The organism is Paenibacillus sp. G34 (assembly GCF_056856875.1).
The window spans coordinates 2,319,157-2,344,264 of sequence record NZ_CM166469.1; the positions used below are offsets into that span (position 1 = coordinate 2,319,157).

A 25,108-nucleotide genomic window follows, 5' to 3' on the forward strand; every position below is an offset into this window, starting at 1 on the left:
ACAGAAAGCTTACCGTTTATTAGGAATTGGGGCTAAACGGTGAAGGGTCCATCATATGAACAGGAGGGGTTCAATTGGTTCAATCATTAAAAGTATGGTCACGTATGACGGCGGCGGCCATGGCGCTGGCACTGGTGCTTGCTGGCTGTTCGTCCGACAAGGGGAACTCTGCAACACCGGGTGCTGAAGGCAGTACACCGAACACTAGCAATGAAAAGCCTTATGAGGTTTCCTTGTTCTATCCGGGAACACCACAGAAAGATGTGGCTCTTGTTGAAGCGGAAATCAATAAAAAGATGGAGCCAAAGATTGGAGCAACCATCAAAATCAATGCGGTGGACTGGGGACAGTGGGATAACAAGCTGAACCTGATGATCTCCTCAGGGGAAAAAGCAGACATTATTTTTACAGCTGCTTGGCAGAACTACACGGTAAACGTGGCGAAGGGGGCATTCCTGCCGCTGAATGATCTGCTTGACGCACATGGTCAGGATATCAAGAAAAATCTGGACCCAGCCTTCCTGGAAGGTTCCCAGGTGGATGGCGTCAACTATGGCGTACCAACGAACAAGGAACTTGCGGCAACACGCGGCGTGCTGGTACGCAAGGATCTGGCTGATAAATACAAATTGGATCTGACCGCAGTAAAAACATGGGCTGATCTGGAACCGCTACTCAAAACCATTAAAGAGAACGAGCCGTCTGTTACTCCGTTCTACATGTCCAATACGAATGGTAACGGACTCTTGGAAAATCTGGATTGGGATTACCTCGGTGATGCGTCGGTACCTGGCGTAATCTCTAAGACAGCAGGGGAGACTACCGTTTTGAACGAGGTGGAAACACCGGAGTTCAAAGAAGCAGCCGAACTTGCACGTAAATGGTACCAAGCGGGTTACATCAACAGTGATGCAGCAACGTCCAATGTATTCCCGAAAGACCAGGCAAAAGCCGGGAAAGCATTCATGTGGACGGATGGCATGAAGCCAGGTAAAGATAAGGAAGAAGAAGGGTACGTAGGACATCCGCTCACGCAAATTGAGATGACAAGTCCAACAATTACAACTGGCGATGCCTCTGGTGCGATGCTTGCCATCTCCCGTTCTTCCGAACAGCCGGAGAAAGCAATGCAAGTGATTAACTTACTTCACTCCGACAAAGAAATTAACAACTTGCTCAACTTCGGTATTGAAGGCAAACATTATGTAAAAGTAGAAGGTCAAGATAACATTATCAAGTTGCCTGACGGCGTAGATGCGAATAACCGTACCTACAATCCAGGTGCACAATGGCAACTGGGTAACCAGTTCCTGAACTATCTGTGGGATAACGAAGATCCACAGAAATGGGAAAAGTTCAAAGAGTTTAACGCGAAAGGCGTGAAATCTCCTGCCCTTGGCTTCACGTTTAACAGCCAGTCGGTTAAAAACGAAATTGCGGCTGTAAATAACGTCAACAAACAATTTAAGCCGGGAATGACTTCGGGTGCCGTTGATCCGAATGAAATGATTCCGAAGTATTTGGAAAAATTGAAAGCAGCAGGTATTGATAAAATTATCGCGGCCAAACAGGAGCAATTGGATGCATTCCTGGCTAAAAAATAAAAAAATGTTCTGACGAAGTAATTAACATCAAATGTACTTCGTCTGGCAGGACGCAAAAGGGGATGTTATCGGTGAAAAGTCGATAACTCCTTTTTTGTGTCTGGATTGTTAATCAAAAATAGGAAAAATATGATATAATCAGGAGGTTGATTAGGAGGTGTTTGTGTGTCGAGAACCAGGCTTGTGTTCTCAGGGGCATTATTGCTATTTGCCATCATCTTTACCTTTAAACATCATCTCGGTTTTTCAGTAGGCGATTCATTGTTGTTATCCCTTGGCATATCCCCCTATACCACATCATATTTAAGTGGTGTACATATTACGATGTACTTTGGACTTGGCATGCTGGCTTGTGGATATTATCTTACACGCAAGGAAATCGTGTGTGATTTTCCACTCTTGGCAAGAACGTTATGGATTGCTGTCCTGATCATCATATTCAGTTATTCGTTTATGACAGACAAGCTGATGTACGTAGTGAAATGGGGAGCAAAGGGCATGAGCAGCATATCTTATATGCAGAATGACAGTTCATGCACTTATGATGTGTCATCCAATGGACAAGCCTTGGCAAGCTGTAAATTGACGCTGAAAAACTACAGCAACTCCGCGGTTGTTGCCACAGTTAAACCTGACTTGGCCGGAAGTTATCATAATCAGGATGATCCGCTGTCCGATTCCTTAAAGTCGGTTCGATTAGAGCCGATGCCAATAGAGATTGAGCCAAGGAAGACCTTCACTGGAAAACTTGAATTCTCTGGTGTAGCAGAATGTCCGCTCGAAGTCAGGGGCAATTTGAAGGATATCGTACTAGATGTGGCAGTTGACGGAACCAATAGTGTTCTGGATTATGACATTCCTTAGTTCGTAATATGCAAGACTCTAGTTTCAAGTACATAACAATAAATAAATCACTTCCAGAAGGAAAACGTAAAGGGGAGTCAATGCATACGAACAGAGCCGGCTTACCGCCGGTTTTTTTGTGTGCGGAAGTTGAATTTAGTGCTGAAAAATTGGTTTTATCTCCTTTTCGATCGAGTTGATAACACGTACGATGAATAGTGGCACACTCTATTTATTTTCATGTGCAAGAAATAGATTGTATTTACAGCGAACTTGACTAAAATTAATGTCACGATATAAGTTGATAATTTTTTACACTTTAACGGAGAGGACAGAAAAAACCTGAAAAAGCGAAGCTAAAAGCTTTCTGAAAGAAAGCTACATCGTAAGCATAACCTTCGCCTTTATCACCGGATTTTCCCTTAGTAAAAGGGATTCAAAAAAATCTGGGGATAACCGCTACTCTCCAGGTTATTCTGTCATCGGAGTGGACTGTGTAAAATCGGTAGTTCAACTTCTATAGAAATTAGAAAATCAAGAGAAGCGAGATGAAACTTCCATGTCATACCGGACAAATTTGTTTTCCAAGATGGTCATTTTAATTCTGATCATGCTTATTCCCGTTGTGCTTCTGTACTGGTATTCGAATCATAAAACAACAGCCGTACTAAGGGCAGAGCTTAACCGTTCGAACAGCAATCAGCTTGAATTCTTTCAAAATCAGGTCAATACCAATATTGAGTTGTTATCTTCATGGCCTAACTTGTTGATTCATGACCCCGATATTGCGAGCTTTCGGCGCATCTTTGCGGAGAGCCGTTATTTTGATCTGGATGCAATCAATCTCGTTAAGCGAATTCAGAACAAGCTGAGTATTCAGGAAAGCTCCTCTAACTGGGAAACCAAATTATATTTGTACTCTCCCTCCCTCGGCAGGGTGATCTCGGAGCGAGATGCTCGTACTTACGACAAGCAGGCTTTAAAAGAAAGTCTCATTTCTGGCTGGGATGTGCACAAGATTAAGGATGGGCAAAATGATCGCTTCAAGTTCAGTTGGATCACCGTATCTCCTTATGGCATCGAGAATCCTGCGGAGAACGCAGAAACGATCATCAAGCTCGAATTTGACAGTGACAATATCCGCGATATGCTCGATAAATTCAAAGGCGACGGCAGACACGACCCGTTCTATTTTCGTGAAGGAACAGGGGTGATCTATAATCGGACATCAGACCACACGTTAACCAATCAATTAATTAAAGAGTTATCCAGCCATGCACTGCAAGACGTGGAAAATCGCACGATCGTCATCGGGAATGAGCCATACATGGTCAATTCTGTGAAATCGAGTACAACCGGCTGGTATTTGGTCGATTATATGCCACTGTCTGATATTTTGAAACCGATTCACCAGTCGAATCTCCTGTTTTATTCTGCGATGATCTGTCTGCTACTGATGAGTTGTATTGCTGCGTACTTGTTGTATGTGCAAGTTCAAGTGCCAGTGAAGCAACTGATTCGCGGTTTTCAGCGATTGAAGCAGGAGGATTACTCTGTTCGTATTGAGCCCAAAGGTCGTAATGAATTCAGCTTTTTGTCCGAACGTTTTAATTCCATGGTGGAAAAGATACAGCAGTTGTTTGAACACGTATATCTGGAGCAGATCCATGTCCGGGAAGCCCGGTTAAAGCAGCTTCAGTCCCAGATTAATCCGCATTTCTTCTATAACTGTTTCTCGTTCATCACAAGTATGGCGAAGCTGAAGCGTGTCGATGCCGTTGTGGCCATGTCTCACAATCTGTCGAGGTACTACAGGTATACAACAAGACAGGAAAGGGATGTCGTTCCGTTATCAGAAGAGATTGAATTTGTAACCAACTACCTGGAAATTCAACGTATGCGTATGGAGCGCATCCACTATACGCTGGATTTGCCGGAAAATATGCTTCGGATCGAGGTACCGCCGCTAATCGTACAACCTTTAGTTGAAAACGCCGTTATCCATGGCATTGAACCGGATGCCGAGGCTGGCGAGATTCGAGTGTCAGGTGAGCAACGCGACGGCACTATGTTTTTAGTTGTTGAAGATGATGGTCAAGGGATGACACGAGAAGCTCGCGAAGCGCTATTGATCAAACTTGCAGGCACGATGGATCAGGAGATGGGTTGCGGGTTATGGAATGTCAACCAGAGGCTTCAACTCAGGTATGGAGGGAAGGGCGGCATCGACCTCTCAGCATCGGAGCTTGGTGGAGTGCGTGTGACCTTGTCATGGCCAGTGGAACAACAACCTCTGATGGAGGACGAAGAGTCAATATAAGTGAAAGAGGGAGTGGCTACATTGATTGATATATTGCTTGTTGATGATGAAACGTATGTAACGGAAAGTTTGGAGTTAACGATTCCTTGGGGGGAACTTGGAGTCACGACAGTGCTGCGTGCGGCATCGGGCAAGGAAGCACTGGAGGTCATGGAGGAGAATGCAGTTGATATCGTCGTTACAGATATTCGTATGCCGGGTATGACAGGTCTTGATTTGATTTCGGAAGTAAACCGGCGCTGGCCTCATGTGCGCTGTATTCTGCTGACAGGACACAGTGACTTTGACTATGCCAAAAAAGCGATTCAATTAAAGGCAACAGATTATATTTTGAAGCCTGTCAACGATGATGAGTTTATGAATTCAGTCTCCGCGGCGATTACCTCACTTCGGGATGAATGGGACGAGTTCGACAAGTATCATCGTCTGCTCTACAGCCGTAAATCCGATTACAAGATTTTAAGAGAGAATCTAATGCATGATTTGCTGCTCGGCCGAGTCATTTCATCCAAAGCTTTGCGTGAGCAGTTAGAACAATATGAGCTTCATATGGAGCCGGAGCAGTCTGCTGCGATGATGCTGATCCGCTTGGCTGGGCGGTTTGCAACCATGGATCAACAGTCGCTTGATCTGATGGATTTCGCTGTGGGGAATATCGCAGAGGAAGTACTGGGAGAGACGTACCATGTCTGGTGGAGCCGCGGGCCTCATGATTGTTTGGTTATGTTTCTCCAGAACCGGGAACTGGCAGAGCTATCCCGGTTAGGGAGCACGAACATGCGAGTTGCAGTTGAGACCTTCCGTGAGCATGTCGTGCGTTACCTTCAAGGGGAGTTATCGGTAGTTGTGACCCCGCCATTTCCTTTTCAAGAACTGACCAACGTTTATCGTAAAAGTCTGGGTTCCCTTATACTATCAGGGCCGGAAGAACACAAAATCATCTATATGGATATGGAAAATAACTTGAACAAACGAACTGAAACTGATGCAACCCAAGCTATAGAAGAGTTGTACAAGCCGCCTGTACTACCTCAGTTGCTGGAGACCAAACAGTGGGAAGCGGCAGCTGCAAAATTGAATGCTGTTTTTGATGCCGCGGAGCAGGTTTACTTGTCCAGAGAGCATATGTATGAGATGTACTTGTCTGTTACCAATGCTTTTATGTATATTGCCCACAAACAGGGTCACTTGGTACACGAGATCGATCATGCGGGGTTTGATCTGTTGCTGGCACATCAGTTAATCCAATCACCAGAGAAGCTACGCCGGTGGGCGATGGACATGCTGGCGAAATTGCAAGAGGAACTGTCCGATCAGGAGGGTGCACAAAGTCGCAGACATGTCATCAAACAGGTACAGGAACTGGTAACAAGAGACACCGGGCAAGACCTCTCCGTAAAAATGATTGCAGATAAGGTTTATCTACACCCGGTATACCTTTCGAAGATATACAAAGCAGAGACAGGCGAGGGGCTAGGCGATTATATGATTCGTATGCGTATGGAACGTGCACTGTATCTGCTCAAAAACACAAACAAAAAAATATATGAGATCACGAGTGAACTGGGGTATCAAAATCCGCAATATTTCAGCAAAATGTTCAAAAAACATTATGGATTGACACCGAATGAATTCCGGGATCAGACATAAATACAACATATTTCGCGGATATAGGTTGCCAAAGGTGCAGAAATCTTGATTTCGTATCATAGGCTGATGTGCCTGACCCGTCCTATAATGAAAGGGTAACCAAAACGATTTAAGGGGGAACAACATGAGAGCGCAATCAACGAAAAAGAGATTCTTGTCGCTTCTCGCTACAACGCTATGTCTGACGGTTGTGCTTGCAGGATGTTCGGGCGGCAATGAAAGCAAAGAGAGTGCAGCACCAAGCTCCACGGGAGCTCAGAATGAATACAAAGAAAAGTATGACCCGGCAGTAACGATTACGACAGCGTGGGGCATTGACCCGGAACTGAAATTCAAAAACGGCGAATCGATGGAAAATAACGTCGCTACCAAATGGGCGAAGGACAAATTCGGTATTGATATTAAATCCCTTTGGTCCGTAACCGATACGAACAGTGCATTCGCAACCAAACTTCGTTTGGCGATGTCCTCTGGTCAGGAAATGCCTGATATCGTTACGATCGGACAACCGGACAATCTGGTTGCTCAAGATTTGATTGACTCGGGTATGTATCAGGAAGTTGGACCGTTGTTCGATAAATATGCTTCAGACACATGGAAAAAAGCAATGGAGCAAGATCCAAACGTATGGAATCAATACAGCCGTGACGGTAAAAGAATGGGTATTCCCGTACTGGATTACGCGTACAACAACGACTACCTGCTCTGGATTCGTCAAGACTGGTTGGACAAGCTGAACATGAAAGCGCCAAAAACCATTGACGAGCTGGAAGCCGTGATGGAAGCGTTCAAAAATAAAAATCCGGATGGATTAGCTCCAGACAAAGTCACACCGCTGAGCATTGGTTTCAAGAAATCCATGAACACATGGATGGGAGATCCATCCTGGATCTTTGGTGCATATGGTACCTTGCCGCAACAATGGAATGTGGGTGCAGATGGCAAGCTGGAGTATGGTTCGATTAACCCGGGTATGAAACAAGGTTTGACGAAGCTGAATGAATGGCTGACGAAAGGTTACATTCCTCAGGAAGCAGCGCTATGGGATGAAAATAAAACGGCAGAACCGGCCGTTGCAGGTACAGCCGGCATCATTCCAGGTCCATACTGGATGAGTGGATGGCCACTGAACGATACGGTGAAAAACGTCCCAGGTGCCGTTTGGAAACCAATCGAGATCCCAAGTGGTCCTGATGGTAAAGCGATGCGCCATGGTACAGCATTTGTCAATGGTGTTACTTTGATCAAGAAAGATATGGCTAACCCGGAAGCATTCTTTACGTATCAAAACTATCTGTTTGATAATTATGCAGACCCGAAACCGGGAAGTGAATATGATAACGGTCTGTTTGAAGGCTATGACTATCAATTAGATGCAAACGGAAAACAAAAACGGTATGAAGACATTGATGGCGGGCATGTCAACGTAGTACGTTATTTGCTCGTGCGTGATGGTGCGCGTATTCCGGATGCACAAATGAAAGCTTTGATGAATTTGGCCGATGGCAAAGAGCCGGAAACCAAATTGGAAAAAGATGTAGCAGCGAACTATGGTAAAGAGACGCCTAACGCAGCGAAAGTGTTGCTTGAACAGAAAGATATTTCGTTCAAAAACATGTTCACAGGCCCAACGACAAAAACGATGAAATCCAAACTGGATTACCTCAACAAAATCGAGAACCAAACCTTTAATGAGATCATCTATGGCAAGAGTCCAGTCGATGCGTTTGACACGTATGTTCAAACATGGAAATCCGGTGGCGGCGATCAGATCACTCAAGAGGTTAACACGTGGTATGACGGCGTGAAAAAATAGTCCGCTATACGCGGTGAATATGTAAAACCAGAAGTAACGCACAGACGATAGCGGTCTGTGCGTTTTTCGTTTTTTGTCGTAATGTAATTGTTGAAAAATCCCGTAAAATAGCGGCTTATCTGCTCCAAGAGTTCCTCGTTCCAGTACATGTCCAAAGTAGTTGCTTTTGTGCCATTTATATTGCTTTTATGCGCTGTTTGGGGGTGCTGGAAGGTTGATATAATTTGCATATAGAGCCACTCAGGAAGTACTTGAGTAGGAAGAATTACAGGGGGAGCAATCATGAGAACTTTAAAACGAACTTGGCCATTCCACGTAATGCTGCTGCCAGCCATCATCTTTCTGATTATTTTCAGTTATGTGCCTATGGGCGGAATTGTTATGGCATTCCAGGACTACAAACCATGGCTTGGTATCAGTGGCTCGGATTGGATCGGGCTTGATAACTTTAGATATTTATTTGAACGAGAGGACAGCTTGCAGGTTATCTGGAATACGCTGATCATCGCTGTACTCAAGCTGATTTTTAACTTGTTTGTTCCGTTTGTGTTCGCCATTCTGCTCAATGAGGTTCGCAAGATGGCCATTCAGCGTACGATCCAGACGTTGGTATATTTACCTCACTTCTTGTCTTGGGTTATCCTGGGCGGTATTCTCCTTGATTTGTTGTCAACGGGAGGACTGGTGAACCGGGTACTCGGTACATTTGGGCTTGGGCCTTACTTCTTCCTTGGGGATAACAGTCTGTTCCGTCCAACAATCATTGTGACGGATGTGTGGAAGGAATTCGGTTATAACATGATTGTTTTCCTGGCAGCACTTGCCGGCATTAACCCGGCGTTGTATGAAGCGGCAGAGATTGACGGAGCGAACCGCTGGAAGCAAACGCTTCACATCACGATTCCATCTCTTGTACCGATGTTGATGGTCGTTGGAACCTTGGCTCTGGGTAACGTACTCAACGCAGGTTTCGACCAGATTTTCAACCTGTACAATCCGCTCGTATATCAATCGGGAGACATCATTGATACATTCGTATATCGCTCGGCGTTGGAAAATGGAGAGATGGGCTTTGCAACCGCGATTGGATTGTTCAAATCCGTCATCAGTATGGTTCTGATCCTTGTATCTTACAGCCTGGCCAAAAAATACGCCGGATACCGCATATTCTAATCGAATGAACATAGAAGGAAGGGACTACGATGTATCATAAATCACCATCATACCGCATTTTCAATGTCATCAATATCAGTTTTCTCATTCTGATTGCCATTATGTGTATTGTGCCAATGATCCACGTGTTGGCAGTATCGTTTAGTAACAAGGCTGCAGCAGATGCAAATCTGGTCAGCCTCTGGCCGGTAGGGTTCTCCCTCGAAGCCTATAAAAAAACAATGAATAATCCAATCTTCCTGAACTCGCTCTGGATTTCGCTGTTGCGAACTGTCATTGGTACAGGCATTACACTACTGATTACCTTCTTGGCGGCATATCCGCTGTCCAAGGAAAATAGTGAGTTCAAAGGCAGAACGGTATACTCATGGATTTTTGTATTCAGCATGATTTTCAACGGTGGTCTGGTTCCGTTCTACATGGTTATTCAGAAGATTGGTCTGATGGATTCATTCTGGGTGCTGGTACTTCCAGGTGCAGTCAACACGTTCCTGGTCATCCTGATGCTGAACTTCTTCCGCGGTATTCCGAAAGAGTTGGAGGAGGCAGCGCTGATCGACGGTGCGAATCATTTCAGAACTTTGTTCAGTATTTTCCTGCCGATCTCCATGCCTTCCATCGCAACCATTGCATTGTTCAGCATGGTGTTCCACTGGAATTCCTGGTTTGACGGTCTCTTATACATGAATAATGCGAAAGATTATCCCTTGGCAACCTTCATGCAGACAGTCATTATCAAACGTGATATGAGTACGATGGCGATGAATCCGAAGGAGATGGAAACGATCTCTCAAACGACCGTGCGTGCAGCCCAAATCTTTATTGGAAGTGCGCCGATCCTTATTGTATATCCATTCCTTCAACGTTTCTTTGTAAAAGGTATGACACTGGGCTCAGTTAAAGGCTGAACCCCAATCCCTAATTACTGGAGGCTGATATTTTGAATCAATCAACCAATCAACCATTCATTCTTGGCATGGATGTATCATTTATGGACGAGATTGAACAGCATGGGGGAACATATCAGGATGAGCGCGGCAAGGAGGAAGATCTGCTGACCATTCTCAAAATGAATGATGTAAGTGCCATACGACTTCGCATCTGGAACGATCCTGCCGGCGGATACTGTAATCTGGAGCGTACGGTAGAAGTAGCGAAACGAATCAAGGCACAGGGTTTACAGTTCCTGCTCGATTTCCATTACTCAGACCGCTGGGCCGATCCGGCCAATCAGTGGAAACCGAAAGCATGGGAGAATTTGCCTTACGAACAGCTCAAACTGGCCGTATGCACATATACGGCGGATGTACTCCGTACATTGAAGGAACACGACGCCTTGCCCGATATGGTTCAAATTGGTAATGAAATTACACCAGGCATGTTATGGGATGATGGACGTGTCGGCGGTGAAGAACATGATACAGACGAACAGTGGCAACGTTTTGCAGGGCTTGTGAAGTATGGCATTGCAGCCGTTAAATCCGTGGACCCTTCTATTCAAATCATGATTCATATTGACCGCGGTGGAGATAATGCCGAAAGCCGTAAATTCTATGATCGTTTTGAGGCGTTAGGTGTAGAATTTGACGTTATCGGTCTGTCCTATTATCCTTGGTGGCACGGAACACTGGATGCTTTGCGTGATAACCTGAATGATCTGGCCAAACGCTATGGAAAACCGATCAACGTGGTTGAAACGGCATATCCATGGACGCTCGAACAGCCAGAAGGCATAGAGTGGATCATGAATCAGGAAGACATGCTGCTACCCGGATATCCTGCAACGGTAGAAGGGCAAACCCGATACTTGAAGGATATGTTACAGATTATTCGTGAAGTTCCCGGGGGCCTGGGCCATGGATTCTATTATTGGGAACCTGCCTGGATTCCAAGCAAAGAAGAGTGGTCTGTAGGACACCCGAATAACTGGGGAAATCTGACGATGTTTGATTTTAAAGGACGCAAGCTCGAATCATTCAAGGCGTTAACGGCAGGGCAAGAACTGAATGCCACAACCCTCGTTTAAGAAGGCGTGCAAGAGCAAATTTATTATTTTAATCGTAATTCAACAGCAAGGGAGTTCTCATAATGACATACAAATTTCCACCCGTAAGTTCCAAAGCCCCACACATGCTACACGGTGCTGACTATAACCCGGAGCAATGGCTTCGTTATCCAGAGGTGCTTGAAGAAGATATTCGTTTGATGAAACTGGCAAAGTGTAATGTGATGTCTATCGGTATTTTTTCTTGGGTATCGCTTGAGCCGGAAGAAGGTGTCTATACGTTTGAATGGCTGGATCAGGTGCTCGATCGCTTTGCGGCGAACGGGATTTATGCCTTTCTGGCAACGCCAAGCGGTGCAAGACCTGCCTGGATGTCGGCAAAGTATCCTGAAGTGCTGCGTGTATCGGAGAATCGAATTCGTAACCTGCATGGTTTCCGCCATAACCACTGTTACACCTCTCCAGTTTACCGTGAAAAAGTAACGGCGATGAACAGCAAGCTGGCAGAGCGTTACTCGGATCATCCAGCTGTCATCGGATGGCATATCTCGAATGAGTTCGGTGGAGACTGTCACTGTGATTATTGTCAGGAAGCCTTCCGCGGCTGGGTTCAAAACAAGTACAAAACACTGGATGAGCTCAATCACTCATGGTGGACAACGTTCTGGAGCCATACGGTGACGGATTGGAGTCAAGTCGAATCTCCGGCACCCCATGGAGAAACTCAGGTTCATGCGATGAACCTGGACTGGCGTCGTTTTGTGACCGATCAGACAGCGGATTTCATCGTACATGAAACCAAGCCACTGAAGGCGAAAAATCCAAATCTGCCGGTAACGACAAATCTGATGGAATTCTACGGTGGCCTGAACTATTGGAAGTTTGCGGATATTCTTGATTTCCTCTCCTGGGACAGTTATCCGACATGGCATGATGCAGAAGACGATGCAAAGCAGGCATCGCGAATTGCAATGATGCATGATATTGTGCGTTCCATTAAGGGTGGACAGCCTTTCCTGCTGATGGAGAGCACACCAAGCTCCACGAACTGGCAGGATGTAAGCAAGTTGAAGCGTCCTGGGATGCACCTGTTGTCCTCTTTGCAGGCGGTAGCTCATGGATCAGATAGTGTACAGTATTTCCAATGGAGAAAAAGCCGTGGTTCAAGCGAGAAGTTGCACGGTGCAGTAGTAGACCATGTGGGTACAGAACACACCCGTGTGTTTCAGGATGTGACTGATGTAGGTACAGCATTGCAAAGCATGGAGGATATTGTAGGGACAACAGTTCCGGCTGAAGTTGCAATTATCTTTGATTGGGAAAACCGCTGGGCTGTAAACGATTCACAGGGGCCGCGCAACATCGGAGTGAAATATGAGCAGACCGTAGAAGCTCACTATGAAGCGTTCTGGAAAAAAGGTGTGGCAGTCGATGTCATCGACATGGAAGCCGATCTTTCCAAGTATAAAGTGTTGGTGGCGCCGATGCTGTACCTCGTTCGTGAAGGAGTAGGCGAACGAATCGAGAAGTTTGTGGAGCAGGGTGGCACATTTGTGGCAACCTACTGGTCAGGCATTGTAAACGAGAATGATCTGTGTTTCCTGGGTGGATTCCCTGGTCCGCTTCGTAAAACGCTCGGTATCTGGTCAGAAGAGATCGACGGATTGCATGATCGTGAACTCAATGGAATTATTCCAGCACAGGGTAATGAATTGGGACTCATTTCGGAGTATGATGCAATTGAACTGTGCGACCTGATTCATCTGGAGAGTGCAAACTCACTTGCCGTGTATCGTTCTGATTTCTATGCAGGACGTCCGGCTTTGACCGTGAACGAGCTAGGTCAAGGTAAAGCTTATTACATGGCTGCTCGAATGAAAGCGCCGTTCTATGATGACTTTTATGGCAAGCTGATCGCAGATCTGGATCTGGAGCGTGGACTGAAATCAGACTTGGCTGCTGGCACTACTGCACATGTACGCACTGACGGTGATTCCGATTATGTGTTCGTTCAGAACTACACCGAGCATGAAACGCAGGTTCAGCTGGATAGTCAGTCGTATACAGATATACTTAGCGGAGAAGCCGTTGAAGCAAGTCTGAACTTACAGCCGTATGACATTCGTGTATTGCGCAGAGCGGCGAATCGCAAGTAGGTTCAGAATTGAGATATGAATAGGGCTCTGGCGTTCTTAGGAAATAGGTTGTTTCGAATACTTCTGATGATCCGAAGAACGAACGAATGTTACACATAGAGAGATAACAAAATGGATTGTCTTGGGCCTTTAAACAGGTGCCAGGGCAATCTTTTTATTTTGTCTTATGTGGGACTTCAGGGCTTTTTTTGGACAAGATAAAGGATAATCGTGTCCACGTAGCGAAGACAAACACGTAACTTGTCAACTTAAGACTTTCATTGTCTGGGAGGAATTGAAATGAATCAGAGAAATCTGGACGGCAACAGCATTATTATTCGGCTGGAAATGACAACGAAAGATATCAAGTTTGGCGAAGTGGCTTCGGCCATCTCGGAAGCTGGGGGAGACATCATTGCCATTGACGTCATTTCGACCAATCAGGATGTCAGTGTGCGAGACTTAACTGTCGCGGTCACCGATTCGCAGCATAACAGCAAAATTATAGAAGCGGTACGCCAGCTTAAAGGCGTGTCCATCGTTAACGTATCGGATCGTACTTTTCTGCTGCATCTTGGCGGTAAAATTGAAGTTACACCGAAGACACCCATTCATAACCGGGAAGACCTGTCCCGTGTGTACACACCGGATGTAGCTCGCGTATGTTCCGCTATCTCAGAAGAACCCGGCAAAGCTTTTTCGTTAACGATTAAACGAAATACCGTAGCGGTAGTTTCCGATGGCAGCGCAGTGCTTGGACTCGGTAATATTGGTCCGCGTGCAGCCATGCCGGTAATGGAAGGTAAAGCGATGCTGTTCAAACAATTTGCGGGTGTAGATGCGTTCCCGATCTGCCTGGATACACAGGACACCGAAGAGATCATTCGCACCGTGAAAGCGATATCACCGGCATTTGGCGGCATTAATCTGGAGGATATTTCTTCACCGCGCTGTTTCGAGATCGAACGACGGTTGAATGAAGAGCTTGATATTCCGGTATTTCATGATGACCAGCATGGTACAGCCGTTGTATTGTATGCAGGTCTGATCAATGCGCTCAAACTGGTTGGCAAGTCCATCGAAGATGTGAAAATTGTCGTGTGCGGCATCGGAGCAGCGGGTGTAGCTTGCAGCAACATTTTGTTATCCGCAGGTGCGAAGCGACTGATCGGTGTGGATCGTGACGGAGCAATCGTGCGCACGAATACGTATGATAACGAGGTATGGACCGAATATGCGGCACGTACTAATCCTGATCTGGAGAAAGGCTCTCTGCGTGAAGTAATCCGTGATGCCGACGTATTCATTGGTTTATCGCGCGGCAATCTGTTAACGCGTGAGGATGTGCAGACGATGGCAGACCATCCAATCGTATTTGCGATGGCAAATCCCGTACCTGAGATTATGCCTGCTCTGGTTGAAGATATTGTTGCGGTCATGGCTACAGGGCGTTCGGATTATCCGAACCAGATTAATAACGTGCTCTGTTTTCCGGGGATGTTCAGAGCCGTTCTCGATTGCCGGGCAACGGAAATTAACGAAGAGATGAAACTGGCTGCTGCCCAGGCGATCGCCTCTTCCATCTCGGATGAAGAGCGTACACGTTATTACATTATCCCTAGTGTATTTAACGATAAGGTCGTCAAATCCATGCGCAGCCTTGTTATCGAGGCGGCAATTCGGACAGGTGTGGCGAGACGTGTCCCGCGTGAACAAGCGCGTGAAGGCGGAGAATCCTGATGGCATCCGATTCATCTACTAATGAAACCATTCTGCGTGCGGCTCGTGCTTTTGTGAAGGAAGAAGCGTCCAGACATTCCGACGGGCATGATTGGTCACATATTGAGCGTGTAACTACTCTAGCGGTCAGGCTGGCTCGGCACATGGGTGCAGACCTGTTTGTATGCGAACTGGCTGCACTGTTGCATGATGTACCGGATGAGAAGCTGAATGACAGTCTGGAGGCCGGTATGGCGAAGCTGCATGCTTGGCTGGATACCCAGCCCCTGGAGTCGGCCACTCGTGAGTCGGTAGTGAACATCATAAGCACGATATCTTATGCGGGTGGTCAAGGGGCGGCCGTCACTTCGTTAGAAGCACAGGTGGTGCAGGATGCAGACCGGCTTGATGCGCTAGGAGCGATTGGCATTGCCCGTACGTTTGCCTTTTCAGGTGCCCGTGGGGGTGAAATGTACGATCCGTCCTTAGCACCGAGGGAACAGATGACTCGAGAGGAATATCGCAATGGGCGCAGCACAACGATCAATCATTTTTACGAGAAATTATTCAAACTTAAAGATCTGATGAATACATCCTACGGCAAGGAACTGGCGCAGCAGCGTCATGAGTATATGGTGCAGTTTGTTGAGCAGTTCAAGCAGGAATGGGAAGGAACAGACCGTTAAAATCGGTTTTGGGATCACTAACTAAAGGAATAAAGCCGGACTCCAAGAGAAGTTTTGTTCTCATATTTATTAAAATGGCTTCATCCTTTTGTATGTTTTGGGTTAAGTTATGCTCAGAACGTGCCGAAAGGATGAAGTTTTTTATTATGTTCTTTTGTACATTTTGAAACTGGGAATAGCAAAGGCGCGAGTGCTCATGGTACAATAAATCGTTCTCCTGAAGTTATTCGGGCCAAAATAGAAATATGGGGTAATAATGAACATGATTATCATCAAATGTAAACGAACATGTCGGGTAGTAGGAGGTGAATGCCATGTCATTCGGGGCACGTGTACTTAAGACAGGTATAGCGGTCACGCTGGCTTTATTTCTGAGCAGTTTGTTCCTGAATCCGCAATCTCCTGTGCCTGCCGCGATCGCAGCGATATTTGCCATGCAACCTTCTATCTATCGTTCGTGGAAGTATTTCCTCGATCAGTTGCAGACAACAACGCTAGGTGCAATTGTAGCTTTGCTTGGGGGCATGGTGCTGTCCAATGAACCCATTGCCGTAGGGTTAATTATTGTGCTGGTTATTATGATTTGTCTTAAATTAAATATGGGTGAAACGGTAGGGCTGACACTGGTTACAGTGGTATCCATTATGGAGGCTTCTGGAGATTGGCATTTTGCTCTGAATCGCTTCTTGTTAACGCTTGTGGGCATCATATCGGCCTTCCTGATTAACATCTCGGTGTTTCCTCCTAAACCAAAGGTGCAGTTTGTGAAGCAGATCCAAAGTGTGTTTAACGGGATGTCATTGCTACTTCGAACGTCGATCTCGGATGAGATTAAAGAGGTTGTGTTCAGGGAAGAGAAAAGCAATCTTGGCGGGTCGATCAAATCTTTATCAGACAAATATCATCTGTTCGAAGAAGAGCAGAAGAAGATGAAGCGTGCCAAATTCAGTGAAACCCGTCAGATGGTTGTATACAAGCAAATGCTGCTCAGTTTGCAAAAGGGATACGATGTCCTGGATTCGGTAGAACGTCATTACTTTCAGGCACAGCGAACATCCGAAATGGATCTGTTTTTTGATACCCATCTCGAACGGGTCATTAAATTCCATGAACATGCCTTGCTCAAATTCGAAGACAAATTAAAACCAAACGGTGAAGAAGCTGCACAATTTGTAACGGAAAATGACCATTTTATGGAACAGGCCATTACCCAGTTCGATGTCGATAAGGGCGGTATGTTAAGGTTGTCCATTGTGGCCGCCGCTATATACGATTATGGATATCAACTGGAACGTCTGAACCGGCTCGCAGACCACGTACACACGTCAAGTGAAGACAAAGAGTCACATGACAGTATGCTGAACTGGCTGAAATGGCCTTAGCTGCAAAAATCAGATACAATAAAGAAACAACCAAACCCGGACAGTAGCGTCCGGGTTGTTTGGTCTATCGGTGAATTCAAGATATGAAATGAGAAGAATGACAACGATTATGAACGAATTGAGGGGGTAGAAGAGATGGATCTAACGCAGTTGGACACAGAACTCATGGAATGGTTTAACGGAAGCAATCTGGAGAGCAAGCAACATGAGGCATTGCAATTGCTGACCGTAACTGACGCGCAGTGGCCACATCTCGCTATGATCAGCATGGGGGAAGTCATCGCGTTAAACCCGAATTGCCTCCGTTTGGCACTTTGGCAAGGTACGCAGACGAGTATGAATATGATGGAAACGGGTAAGGCTACGTTAATTGCAGTGCAAGGACAGCGTTTATTACATGTAAGACTTGAAGTTCGTCTGCTGCCTGAACTAGCGGAAGCTGTTCACCCGCGAGATCGATATGAGTGTACTATCCTTCAACTTCGTGTAGATGAGGCACCTTATGCGGAAATTACGTCTGGCATCACGTTTCAATTAAAAGATCAGATCGGGGCTTTGGCTCGCTGGAGAACTACAATTGAGGATTTAAAGAAGTAGCGTTAAAACAACAAATAACGTCTCCGCTTGCATCGGGACGCTGTCACTGGTAGAATATAAAATGGTTTTCAGGAATTAGAATTAATTAACATAAAATTAAAATGTTTACTTTCTAATAATTATACCATTGCCTTTTCGGGCTTGTCAAATGGATATTCGAAGACACAATCCGGGGAAAGAGAGGCGCACAACTTATGAGTACAGAGCAACAGTGGGATAAAGAACAGGAACGGGTGAACACCGTTACTGATCAGATCGAGCGCAAGATCGCTACATTGGAAGAAGAGGTGGGCTCCTTCCGGGACGAAGTAGTTGGGATGCGTAAAGACTTCTGGGATGAGGTAACGATGAACTTCAGTGAAGCTGATGATGTCGGAGAGACGTCAACGAGCATGCGGCAACAATCGCAGGTTCTGTCAGACCGCGAACGAAGTCATCTGAATACAGCTGCGGCACTGGATAAAATGAAACGATTGCATCATTCCCCCTATTTTGGACGGATCGATTTTAAGGAGAACGGATATCCGGATGCAGAACGCATCTATCTGGGGATTGCGTCCTTGCTGGATGAGAAGGAAGAATCCTTCCTGATCTATGACTGGCGTGCACCGATCTCCAACCTGTATTACGATGGTGCACCAGGTCCGATCTCATACCGTACTCCAAGCGGCGAGATTAGTGGAGAGATCGAGATGAAACGGCAGTTCGTTATTCGGGATGGCCGGATTCGCTTTATGTTTGATACAGGGGTAACGATAGGAGATCAGCTGCTTCAGGCTGTGCTCAGCCGAACGTCTGATGCACAAATGAAGAGTATTGTCGCAACGATTCAGAAGGAACAAAACCGGATCATTCGTAATGACCGGACACGCATGTTGATTGTTCAGGGCGCAGCTGGCAGCGGCAAAACCTCAGCCGCTCTACAGCGAGTCGCTTATCTACTCTATAAATACCGCGAGCACTTGCAAGCGGATCAGATGGTTCTTTTTTCACCGAACCCGATGTTTAACAGCTACGTATCTACGGTATTGCCAGAGCTTGGCGAGGAGAACATGTTACAGACGACGTTTCAAGAATATCTGGAACGCCGTTTAGGCCGCGAATATCAGCTCGAGGATCCATTTATCCAGCTGGAGTATGTGCTTACGGGAACCGAGGAGCCTGGCTACGATGCACGAATGTCCAGTATACGTTTCAAGTCCTCTGCTTCGTTCCTGAAGGTTATCACCCGCTATAAGGAAAGCATGCTCTCGGGCGGGATGAGATTCAAGCCGGTACGCTTTCAGGGCAAGGCGATCGTGGATGCAGATGCGATGGCTGAGAAATTCTACAGCTTTGGTTCGTCTGTTAAGCTGGTGAGTCGTCTGGAACTGTTACGGGATTGGTTGCTCAAGGAACTTTCGACTTTTGGGAAAAGCGAACTGAACGCGCCATGGGTGGATCAACAGCTTGATCTGATGGAAGCTGAAGATTTGCAGCGCGCGTACCAACGGTTAAAACGCAAACAAAAAGGGAAATCACATACGTTTGATGATTTCCAGCAGGAAAGAGATATATTGGCCAGAATGGTCGTCAGTGACCGACTTAAACCTTTGCGAAAATGGATCAAATCACTACGTTTTGTCGATATCCGTCAGTTGTATGCAAACCTGTTCCAGGATCAGGCGCAAATGGTTCGTTTACTTGATAGAGAGCCTTTGCCTGCTCATTGGGAAGAAATCTCGACCATGACACTGCGCAGACTAAAAGTGCAGGAGCTGGCCTATGAGGACATCACGCCGTACTTGTATTTGCGCGAAATGCTGCTCGGTTTCCATATTAACTCGAACATTCGCCATGTCATTATTGATGAAGCGCAGGATTATTCTGCATTCCAGTTGGCATTTATGAAAAGGCTGTTTCCTCATGCGAAAATTACGGCCCTTGGTGACTTCAATCAGGCTATTTATGCGCATTCCTCTGTACTTAGTGGTACTGGGCCTTTAAGTGATTTATACGGACCAGAGAATACAGAAGTTATTGTGCTGACACGCAGTTATCGCTCCACGATGGAGATTGTGGAATTTACACGGGGGATGGTTCCTGGCGGGGAAGAGATTATTCCGTTTAACCGGAACGGGGAGAAACCCAAAGTTATCGTATCCTCTGATCTGGAGCAGCATGTGGAACAAATTACGGCAGATCTTAATCATCTCATGCGGGAGGGTTACGAATCTGTAGCGGTAATCTGTAAGACGGCTGAGGAAAGCAAGGAAGTGCACACCATACTAAGTCAAAAGCTGAAGGCGGCCCCTAAGCTGATCAAAAAAACAACACTGGCCTTCGAACAGGGTGTCCATGTTATTCCGGCTTATTTGGCCAAGGGCGTGGAGTTTGATGCGGTGTTAATCTATAATGGCTCGGCTGAAGCTTATTCTCGTGAACAAGAGCGCAAGCTGTTCTATACCGCCTGTACCCGGGCGATGCATTTACTGCATGTTTATTCGTTAGGAAAGCCAAGTCCATTTATCACCTCACAGTCTGATGAGTGGTATGAGATGCAAGATCTTCCTGCAACTCGTGTAGAGTAAAAAGAAGACTGATCCGAGCGGTATGTTGGTGCGGTGAATTTTTCTACAAGATGAGGTTAGCCAGATCAGTTCTGGTTGACCTTTTTTTGTGTATGTTATGAAGAGAAAGTTGCTAACAATAGTGACATGAGCATACATATCTTAGTTCTTATTGATAAATAAGGCGAATCTCCTTGTGCATGTATTCAATAGATGTAATTTTTCTTTACACATGCAGCTCAGGCTCATATAATCGTAACAATCTATTTTTTTGAGCGTTGCACGACGATGGGGAAAAATAATGCATTGTAGGGGTAACAGGCAACGGAACAGGTAATTTCATGAAGGAGGCAGGCAAATTGAGTATAACAACTTTTGAACGGCCGCTGATGGCCGATTGCGTACCGGATTTGGTCGCTACAGCCCGGGGAGATATGAAGGCAACTTTGGTGATTCGGGGCGGTACGCTGGTGAATGTGATATCGGGGGAAATTCTGCAGAACATGTCTGTTGCCGTGCAAGGGGCGCGAATTGCGTATGTTGGCAGAGATGTAAGTCATACGATCGGAGAACATACCCGCGTTATTGAGGCAAATGGGAAATATATTGCCCCCGGGTTGTTAGATGGTCATTGTCATATCGAGAGCACGCAGATGAAAGTATCCGAGTTCGCAAGAGCTGTCCTGCCATCCGGTACGACGGGTGGTTTCTTTGATCCGCATGAAATTTCCAATGTACTTGGACTTAAAGGACTGCGACTTATGCTGGATGAAGCACGTACCACGCCGATGGCAGCTTATATGCAAGTGGCTTCATGCGTACCTTCCACGCATCCGGGACTGGAAACGACAGGAGCTTATATCGGGCCGGAAGAGGTAGCAGAGGCACTTTCATGGGGGCCGGACATGATCGGTCTGGGCGAAGTAATGAACTTCCCAGGGGTTGTGTATGGAGATGAAACGATGATCGGGGAGATTCAAGCAACGCTGCGTGCGGGCAAAGTAGCCGATGGACATTTTACCTGGGCCTCGGACGACTGGCGTCTGCCTGCTTATGCAGCGAGCGGTGTCACGGGGGATCATGAGTGTGTTACGAAAGAAGATGTAGTGGAGCGTTTGCGACTTGGGATGTACGCGAAGATGCGCCAGGGTTCTGCATGGCATGATGTCGCCGAGACGATCAAAGCATGTACGGAGCTTGGACTGGATACCCGGCGAATGATGCTGGTGACCGATGATCGCAGCTCCGAATCTTTGCTGAAAGAGGGACATATGGACTTTGTCGTTCGACTGGCGATTTCGCAAGGTGTGAAGCCTGTTACAGCATTCCAGATGGCTACCATTAATACGGCAGAACGCTTTGGTGTGGCACGTGATATCGGAGCGGTGATTCCGGGTAACATTGCCGATATTATTTTGTTAGACGGACGCCTTGCGGATGTGCGTGTAGGCATGACAATTGCAGCTGGGCAAGTCGTAGCCGAGAACGGTAAAATGACAGCGGTTTGGGACACCTTCACTTATCCTGAGGAAGCACTCAATACGGTGAAGCTCGAGGCAAACATTCAGCCACAGGATCTGGAGCTGGCTGCACCTATTGTGGAGGGTACTATAGGCGCACGCATTATCCATGTGACCGAGAATCATGTGGAAACGAAGGAGAAGCACGTTCAAGTCAATGTACAAGGTAGCAAGGTGGTTCTGCCTGCCACAGGTGAGGTATGCAAAATCGCCGTGCTGGAACGCCATAAACAAACCGGTAATCGCGCAGTGGCACTGGTCGGCGGGATCGGGTTCACTTCGCCGGCCGCTATTGCCATGACGGTAGCCCACGACAGTCATAATCTGCTGATTATCGGCAATGATGATGCACTTATGGCGGACGCTGGTAATCGTGTCATTCGTATGCAAGGCGGTGTAGCCGTTGTAACACATGCAGGTGTGACGGAGTTTCCGCTTCGTATTGCTGGGCTGATGTCGGTGGAACCATTTGAAGTTGTAGCAGAGCAATCAACAGCAGTTAGCGAAGCATTACAATCGGCAGGTTGCACGTTAAACAATGCTTTTATGACGTTATCTCTGTTAGCCCTGGTGGTTATCCCTGAACTACGGTTATCTGACATTGGACTTGTGCGCATCTCTGCAGAGGGCATTGAACGGGTATCTCTGTTTGATGAACCGAATGCAGATCAAGCTGGGACATCACAGAAATAAAAGATGAGATGAAAAATGAAATCACAGACCGCCTTCGGGCGGTTTTTTTTATTTTGGAGAAAATGAGTAACCGTGTTAAAAATCCAGTTCGTTGAAATAGGTCTACAGAATCGAAGCGTTAGAAGAAGAATACAGACTGAAGTCGTGACTTAAATTTATATTTTTACATATAACATTAAATTTTGAGCCTTTTGAACTATATATTCAGAACTGTGAATTCCCGAAATAAGTTATATGATTCTTTCGTCGTAAGTCTTAAAGGTGATATTGCGTATAAAAGAAGTTTGAATTCAACGTACTTCCACAAAAGTGCAAAAAATGAATAATAAACGACATCCATTCCTCCGGATGTATACGTAAAGCTGCCATAACTTCAAGGGAGTGTACAAATATGAAAACTAAAAAAGAATTCCGTTTTATTCTGCTGATGAGTTGTCTGGTTTTATGTTTAAGTACGGCATGTTCTACCCGGGTTGCTGCCGTAGGTTCCGTTGAACCGGTGGACAGTTATGCCACGATTCATGGCAAACTGGATCGTCCTGTGCGAGCTACATGGGTGTGGGATACGATGCAGATTCGAAATAATGCGCAGGATATATTGAAGTTTGCTGCGGACAACAAAATTAATACGATCTATTTACAGATGAACCGGGATGTGAAATTCCCTGAATACAAAAATTTTATTCGGCTAGCGCGAGCGCAGAATATTGCTGTTGATGTAATGGACGGGCGTTCCGCCTGGGGACTGACCGAGAGCCGTGAACAGATTGCCTCCTTTATGGACTGGATCGTAACTTATCAGGCACAGGCACTGGCTAGTGAGAAGTTTGCAGGTATTCATCTGGATATTGAACCTCATGTACATCCGCAGTGGAAGACCAACCAAGCCAGCGTGATTACGCAGTGGCAGGGAAATGTAGATTATATTGTGGACCGTGCTGCGCGTATGAATATGCCGGTGGCAGCTGATCTGCCGTTCTGGCTGGACAATTACAAAATTCCGGGTTCAACGATGGCAGTTAGCAGCTGGATGATCCGCAAATTTGATTCCATTACGATTATGGCTTATCGGGATACAGCTGCCGCGATCTATAATGTGGCAAAGGATGAACTTATCGATGCGGCTTCTGTAGGTAAGAAAATATCTATTGCGGTGGAAACAAAACAAAGCAAGGAAGGCGATTTTATAACCTTTTACGAAGAGGGAGATGCCTACATGGAGGAACAGTTGAAATTAGTGGAGAAAATGGCGAGTGCTCACACTTCCTTTAATGGTTTTTCGGTTCATGAGTATTCTTCCTGGAAGACGTTAAGAAAGTAGATCAAGTTTCGTATTCGTAGGGGTTAACGTAAATAAAAGGTGCTTACAGCGTAATTGCTGAAGGCACCTTTTTATTGATCTTTTTTTATGCAGTATCATTTTATACAAGAGATTCTTGGTGTTAAGAGATGACCTGATTTTGCTTTCCTTCATTAAATTATCTGAACCTCTGTAAACGCAGCAGGCGCAAGGGTCATGTTGTTGGAAAACACTTTACGGTACTGAGACGGAGTTGTGTTCTTGTGTTTCTTAAAGGTGGTAATGAAATAACTCAGATGCTCGAATCCTACATCCATGGCGATATCCACAATCTTATGATCCGTATTCTCAAGCTGTGCGCAGGCCTGTTGTACCCGATAATAATTAATGTAATCGACAGGGCTCTTCTGCACCATCTGTTTGAAAAAACGACAGAAATGTCCTTCGCTCATATTCGCTTCACCCGCCAGATCTTTCAATTTGAGCGGTTCAGGATATCGCTTGTGAATGTAACCGAGAACTGATTTTAGACGCTCCATCTTATCCGGTGTTCCCCCGTTAACTGCACCTTTGACCGGGAGTGCCTTCCGCTGTTCAAACATATGGGCGAGCATGAGATAGAGGTATGCTTTTGTGGATATCTCACAGGTTTCTGTCCCGCTCGCGTGATCTGCGAAGATGCGCTTCAGGTACGCTAGAACTTCTGAACCCCAAGCTTCATCAGCCTTGATGTGATAGGGGAGTTGTATACTTTTTCGCAAAATAGGTCCGATAAACTTCTCCTGCACCGCATCAAATGTATGACTACCGAGCAGATCTGAATGAAATACAATGGAAGAAAAGATACAAGGCTCATCGCCCATCAGATATCCTGCATGAATCTCACCCCGATGAATAAAAACAGCCTCACCGGCCTTCACTTCAACTCGGTTCATATCAATCTGAAACACGGCGGAGCCTTGCGTCACCATGGTGAACTCCATCTCATCATGCCAGTGGCAATCGAGAATGCTGTCCCCGTTTAATTGCTGAATGTCCGGGTATACACTAACCGGGTACATGGCGTTGCCGTGAATTCGATCTTCCCGTAAACGTTCACGTTCCACTATGGAACCT

General features: G+C 46.1%; 16 protein-coding genes and 1 pseudogene. 16 read left to right on the forward strand and 1 reads right to left on the reverse strand.

The window, feature by feature from the left end; all coding sequences use genetic code 11:
• Nucleotides 1-74 precede the first annotated feature (74 nt).
• The 16 genes and pseudogenes from AC1VYS_RS10620 (at nucleotide 75) to AC1VYS_RS10695 (ending at nucleotide 24,013) form a co-directional block, all read left to right on the forward strand.
• Nucleotides 75-1,604, forward strand: coding sequence for an ABC transporter substrate-binding protein (locus AC1VYS_RS10620; RefSeq protein ID WP_482914206.1), 1,530 nt, complete (start codon nucleotides 75-77; stop codon nucleotides 1,602-1,604).
• Between the two features lie 165 nt (nucleotides 1,605-1,769).
• Entirely contained in the window at nucleotides 1,770-2,468 is a 699-nt protein-coding gene (locus tag AC1VYS_RS10625; protein WP_482914207.1) for a hypothetical protein, read from the forward strand.
• A gap of 538 nt (nucleotides 2,469-3,006) precedes the next feature.
• Entirely contained in the window at nucleotides 3,007-4,767 is a 1,761-nt protein-coding gene (locus AC1VYS_RS10630) for a sensor histidine kinase (RefSeq protein WP_482914208.1), read from the forward strand.
• A gap of 21 nt (nucleotides 4,768-4,788) precedes the next feature.
• A complete protein-coding gene (locus AC1VYS_RS10635) occupies nucleotides 4,789-6,417 on the forward strand; it encodes a response regulator (RefSeq protein WP_482914961.1) in 1,629 nt (542 codons plus the stop codon).
• Between the two features lie 124 nt (nucleotides 6,418-6,541).
• Nucleotides 6,542-8,233: a type 2 periplasmic-binding domain-containing protein gene (locus AC1VYS_RS10640; protein WP_482914209.1), complete on the forward strand. Its 1,692-nt coding sequence runs from the start codon at nucleotides 6,542-6,544 to the stop codon at nucleotides 8,231-8,233.
• Between the two features lie 282 nt (nucleotides 8,234-8,515).
• Complete coding sequence (locus tag AC1VYS_RS10645; RefSeq protein WP_441929695.1) at nucleotides 8,516-9,406, forward strand: ABC transporter permease; 891 nt, start codon at nucleotides 8,516-8,518, stop codon at nucleotides 9,404-9,406.
• Nucleotides 9,407-9,435: 29 nt separating this feature from the next.
• Nucleotides 9,436-10,314 (forward strand): carbohydrate ABC transporter permease, encoded by an 879-nt coding sequence (locus tag AC1VYS_RS10650; protein WP_441929694.1) that lies wholly within the window; start codon nucleotides 9,436-9,438, stop codon nucleotides 10,312-10,314.
• A 32-nt stretch (nucleotides 10,315-10,346) separates the two neighbouring features.
• Nucleotides 10,347-11,432 carry a glycoside hydrolase family 53 protein gene (locus tag AC1VYS_RS10655; protein ID WP_482914210.1) on the forward strand — a complete coding sequence of 362 codons (1,086 nt, stop codon included), beginning with the start codon at nucleotides 10,347-10,349 and terminating at the stop codon, nucleotides 11,430-11,432.
• 62 nt (nucleotides 11,433-11,494) lie between these two features.
• A complete protein-coding gene (locus AC1VYS_RS10660) occupies nucleotides 11,495-13,567 on the forward strand; it encodes a beta-galactosidase (RefSeq protein ID WP_482914211.1) in 2,073 nt (690 codons plus the stop codon).
• 279 nt (nucleotides 13,568-13,846) lie between these two features.
• Nucleotides 13,847-15,286, forward strand: a complete 1,440-nt coding sequence (locus tag AC1VYS_RS10665) for an NAD-dependent malic enzyme (protein ID WP_482914212.1) — start codon at nucleotides 13,847-13,849, stop codon at nucleotides 15,284-15,286.
• Nucleotides 15,286-15,666 (forward strand): annotated as a pseudogene (locus AC1VYS_RS10670) (HD domain-containing protein); the annotation flags it as partial. The gene AC1VYS_RS10665 and the pseudogene AC1VYS_RS10670, both read left to right, overlap by 1 nt.
• 599 nt (nucleotides 15,667-16,265) lie before the next feature.
• Nucleotides 16,266-17,333, forward strand: coding sequence for an FUSC family protein (locus AC1VYS_RS10675; RefSeq protein WP_482914213.1), 1,068 nt, complete (start codon nucleotides 16,266-16,268; stop codon nucleotides 17,331-17,333).
• 135 nt (nucleotides 17,334-17,468) lie between these two features.
• Nucleotides 17,469-17,930 carry a pyridoxamine 5'-phosphate oxidase family protein gene (locus tag AC1VYS_RS10680; RefSeq protein WP_482914214.1) on the forward strand — a complete coding sequence of 154 codons (462 nt, stop codon included), beginning with the start codon at nucleotides 17,469-17,471 and terminating at the stop codon, nucleotides 17,928-17,930.
• Nucleotides 17,931-18,124: 194 nt separating this feature from the next.
• Nucleotides 18,125-20,500, forward strand: coding sequence for an RNA polymerase recycling motor HelD (helD, locus tag AC1VYS_RS10685; protein WP_482914215.1), 2,376 nt, complete (start codon nucleotides 18,125-18,127; stop codon nucleotides 20,498-20,500).
• A 320-nt stretch (nucleotides 20,501-20,820) separates the two neighbouring features.
• Nucleotides 20,821-22,692 carry an adenine deaminase gene (locus tag AC1VYS_RS10690; protein ID WP_482914216.1) on the forward strand — a complete coding sequence of 624 codons (1,872 nt, stop codon included), beginning with the start codon at nucleotides 20,821-20,823 and terminating at the stop codon, nucleotides 22,690-22,692.
• A 391-nt stretch (nucleotides 22,693-23,083) separates the two neighbouring features.
• A complete protein-coding gene (locus AC1VYS_RS10695; protein ID WP_482914217.1) occupies nucleotides 23,084-24,013 on the forward strand; it encodes a hypothetical protein in 930 nt (309 codons plus the stop codon).
• A gap of 152 nt (nucleotides 24,014-24,165) precedes the next feature.
• Here AC1VYS_RS10695 and AC1VYS_RS10700 read toward each other — a convergent pair whose 3' ends face one another.
• Nucleotides 24,166-25,098, reverse strand: a complete 933-nt coding sequence (locus AC1VYS_RS10700) for a helix-turn-helix domain-containing protein (protein ID WP_482914218.1) — start codon at nucleotides 25,096-25,098, stop codon at nucleotides 24,166-24,168.
• Between the last annotated feature and the right edge of the window lie 10 nt (nucleotides 25,099-25,108).

Bases quoted from the DNA above. Each gene is read 5' to 3' on its own strand.
- AC1VYS_RS10630 (WP_482914208.1), top strand. From the start codon at position 3,007: ATGTCATACCGGACAAATTTGTTTTCCAAGATGGTCATTTTAATTCTG.
- AC1VYS_RS10640 (WP_482914209.1), top strand. From the start codon at position 6,542: ATGAGAGCGCAATCAACGAAAAAGAGATTCTTGTCGCTTCTCGCTACA.
- AC1VYS_RS10695 (WP_482914217.1), top strand. From the start codon at position 23,084: ATGAAAACTAAAAAAGAATTCCGTTTTATTCTGCTGATGAGTTGTCTG.
- AC1VYS_RS10675 (WP_482914213.1), top strand. From the start codon at position 16,266: ATGTCATTCGGGGCACGTGTACTTAAGACAGGTATAGCGGTCACGCTG.
- AC1VYS_RS10645 (WP_441929695.1), top strand. From the start codon at position 8,516: ATGAGAACTTTAAAACGAACTTGGCCATTCCACGTAATGCTGCTGCCA.
- AC1VYS_RS10665 (WP_482914212.1), top strand. From the start codon at position 13,847: ATGAATCAGAGAAATCTGGACGGCAACAGCATTATTATTCGGCTGGAA.
- AC1VYS_RS10660 (WP_482914211.1), top strand. From the start codon at position 11,495: ATGACATACAAATTTCCACCCGTAAGTTCCAAAGCCCCACACATGCTA.
- AC1VYS_RS10680 (WP_482914214.1), top strand. From the start codon at position 17,469: ATGGATCTAACGCAGTTGGACACAGAACTCATGGAATGGTTTAACGGA.
- helD (WP_482914215.1), top strand. From the start codon at position 18,125: ATGAGTACAGAGCAACAGTGGGATAAAGAACAGGAACGGGTGAACACC.
- AC1VYS_RS10690 (WP_482914216.1), top strand. From the start codon at position 20,821: ATGAAGGAGGCAGGCAAATTGAGTATAACAACTTTTGAACGGCCGCTG.
- AC1VYS_RS10650 (WP_441929694.1), top strand. From the start codon at position 9,436: ATGTATCATAAATCACCATCATACCGCATTTTCAATGTCATCAATATC.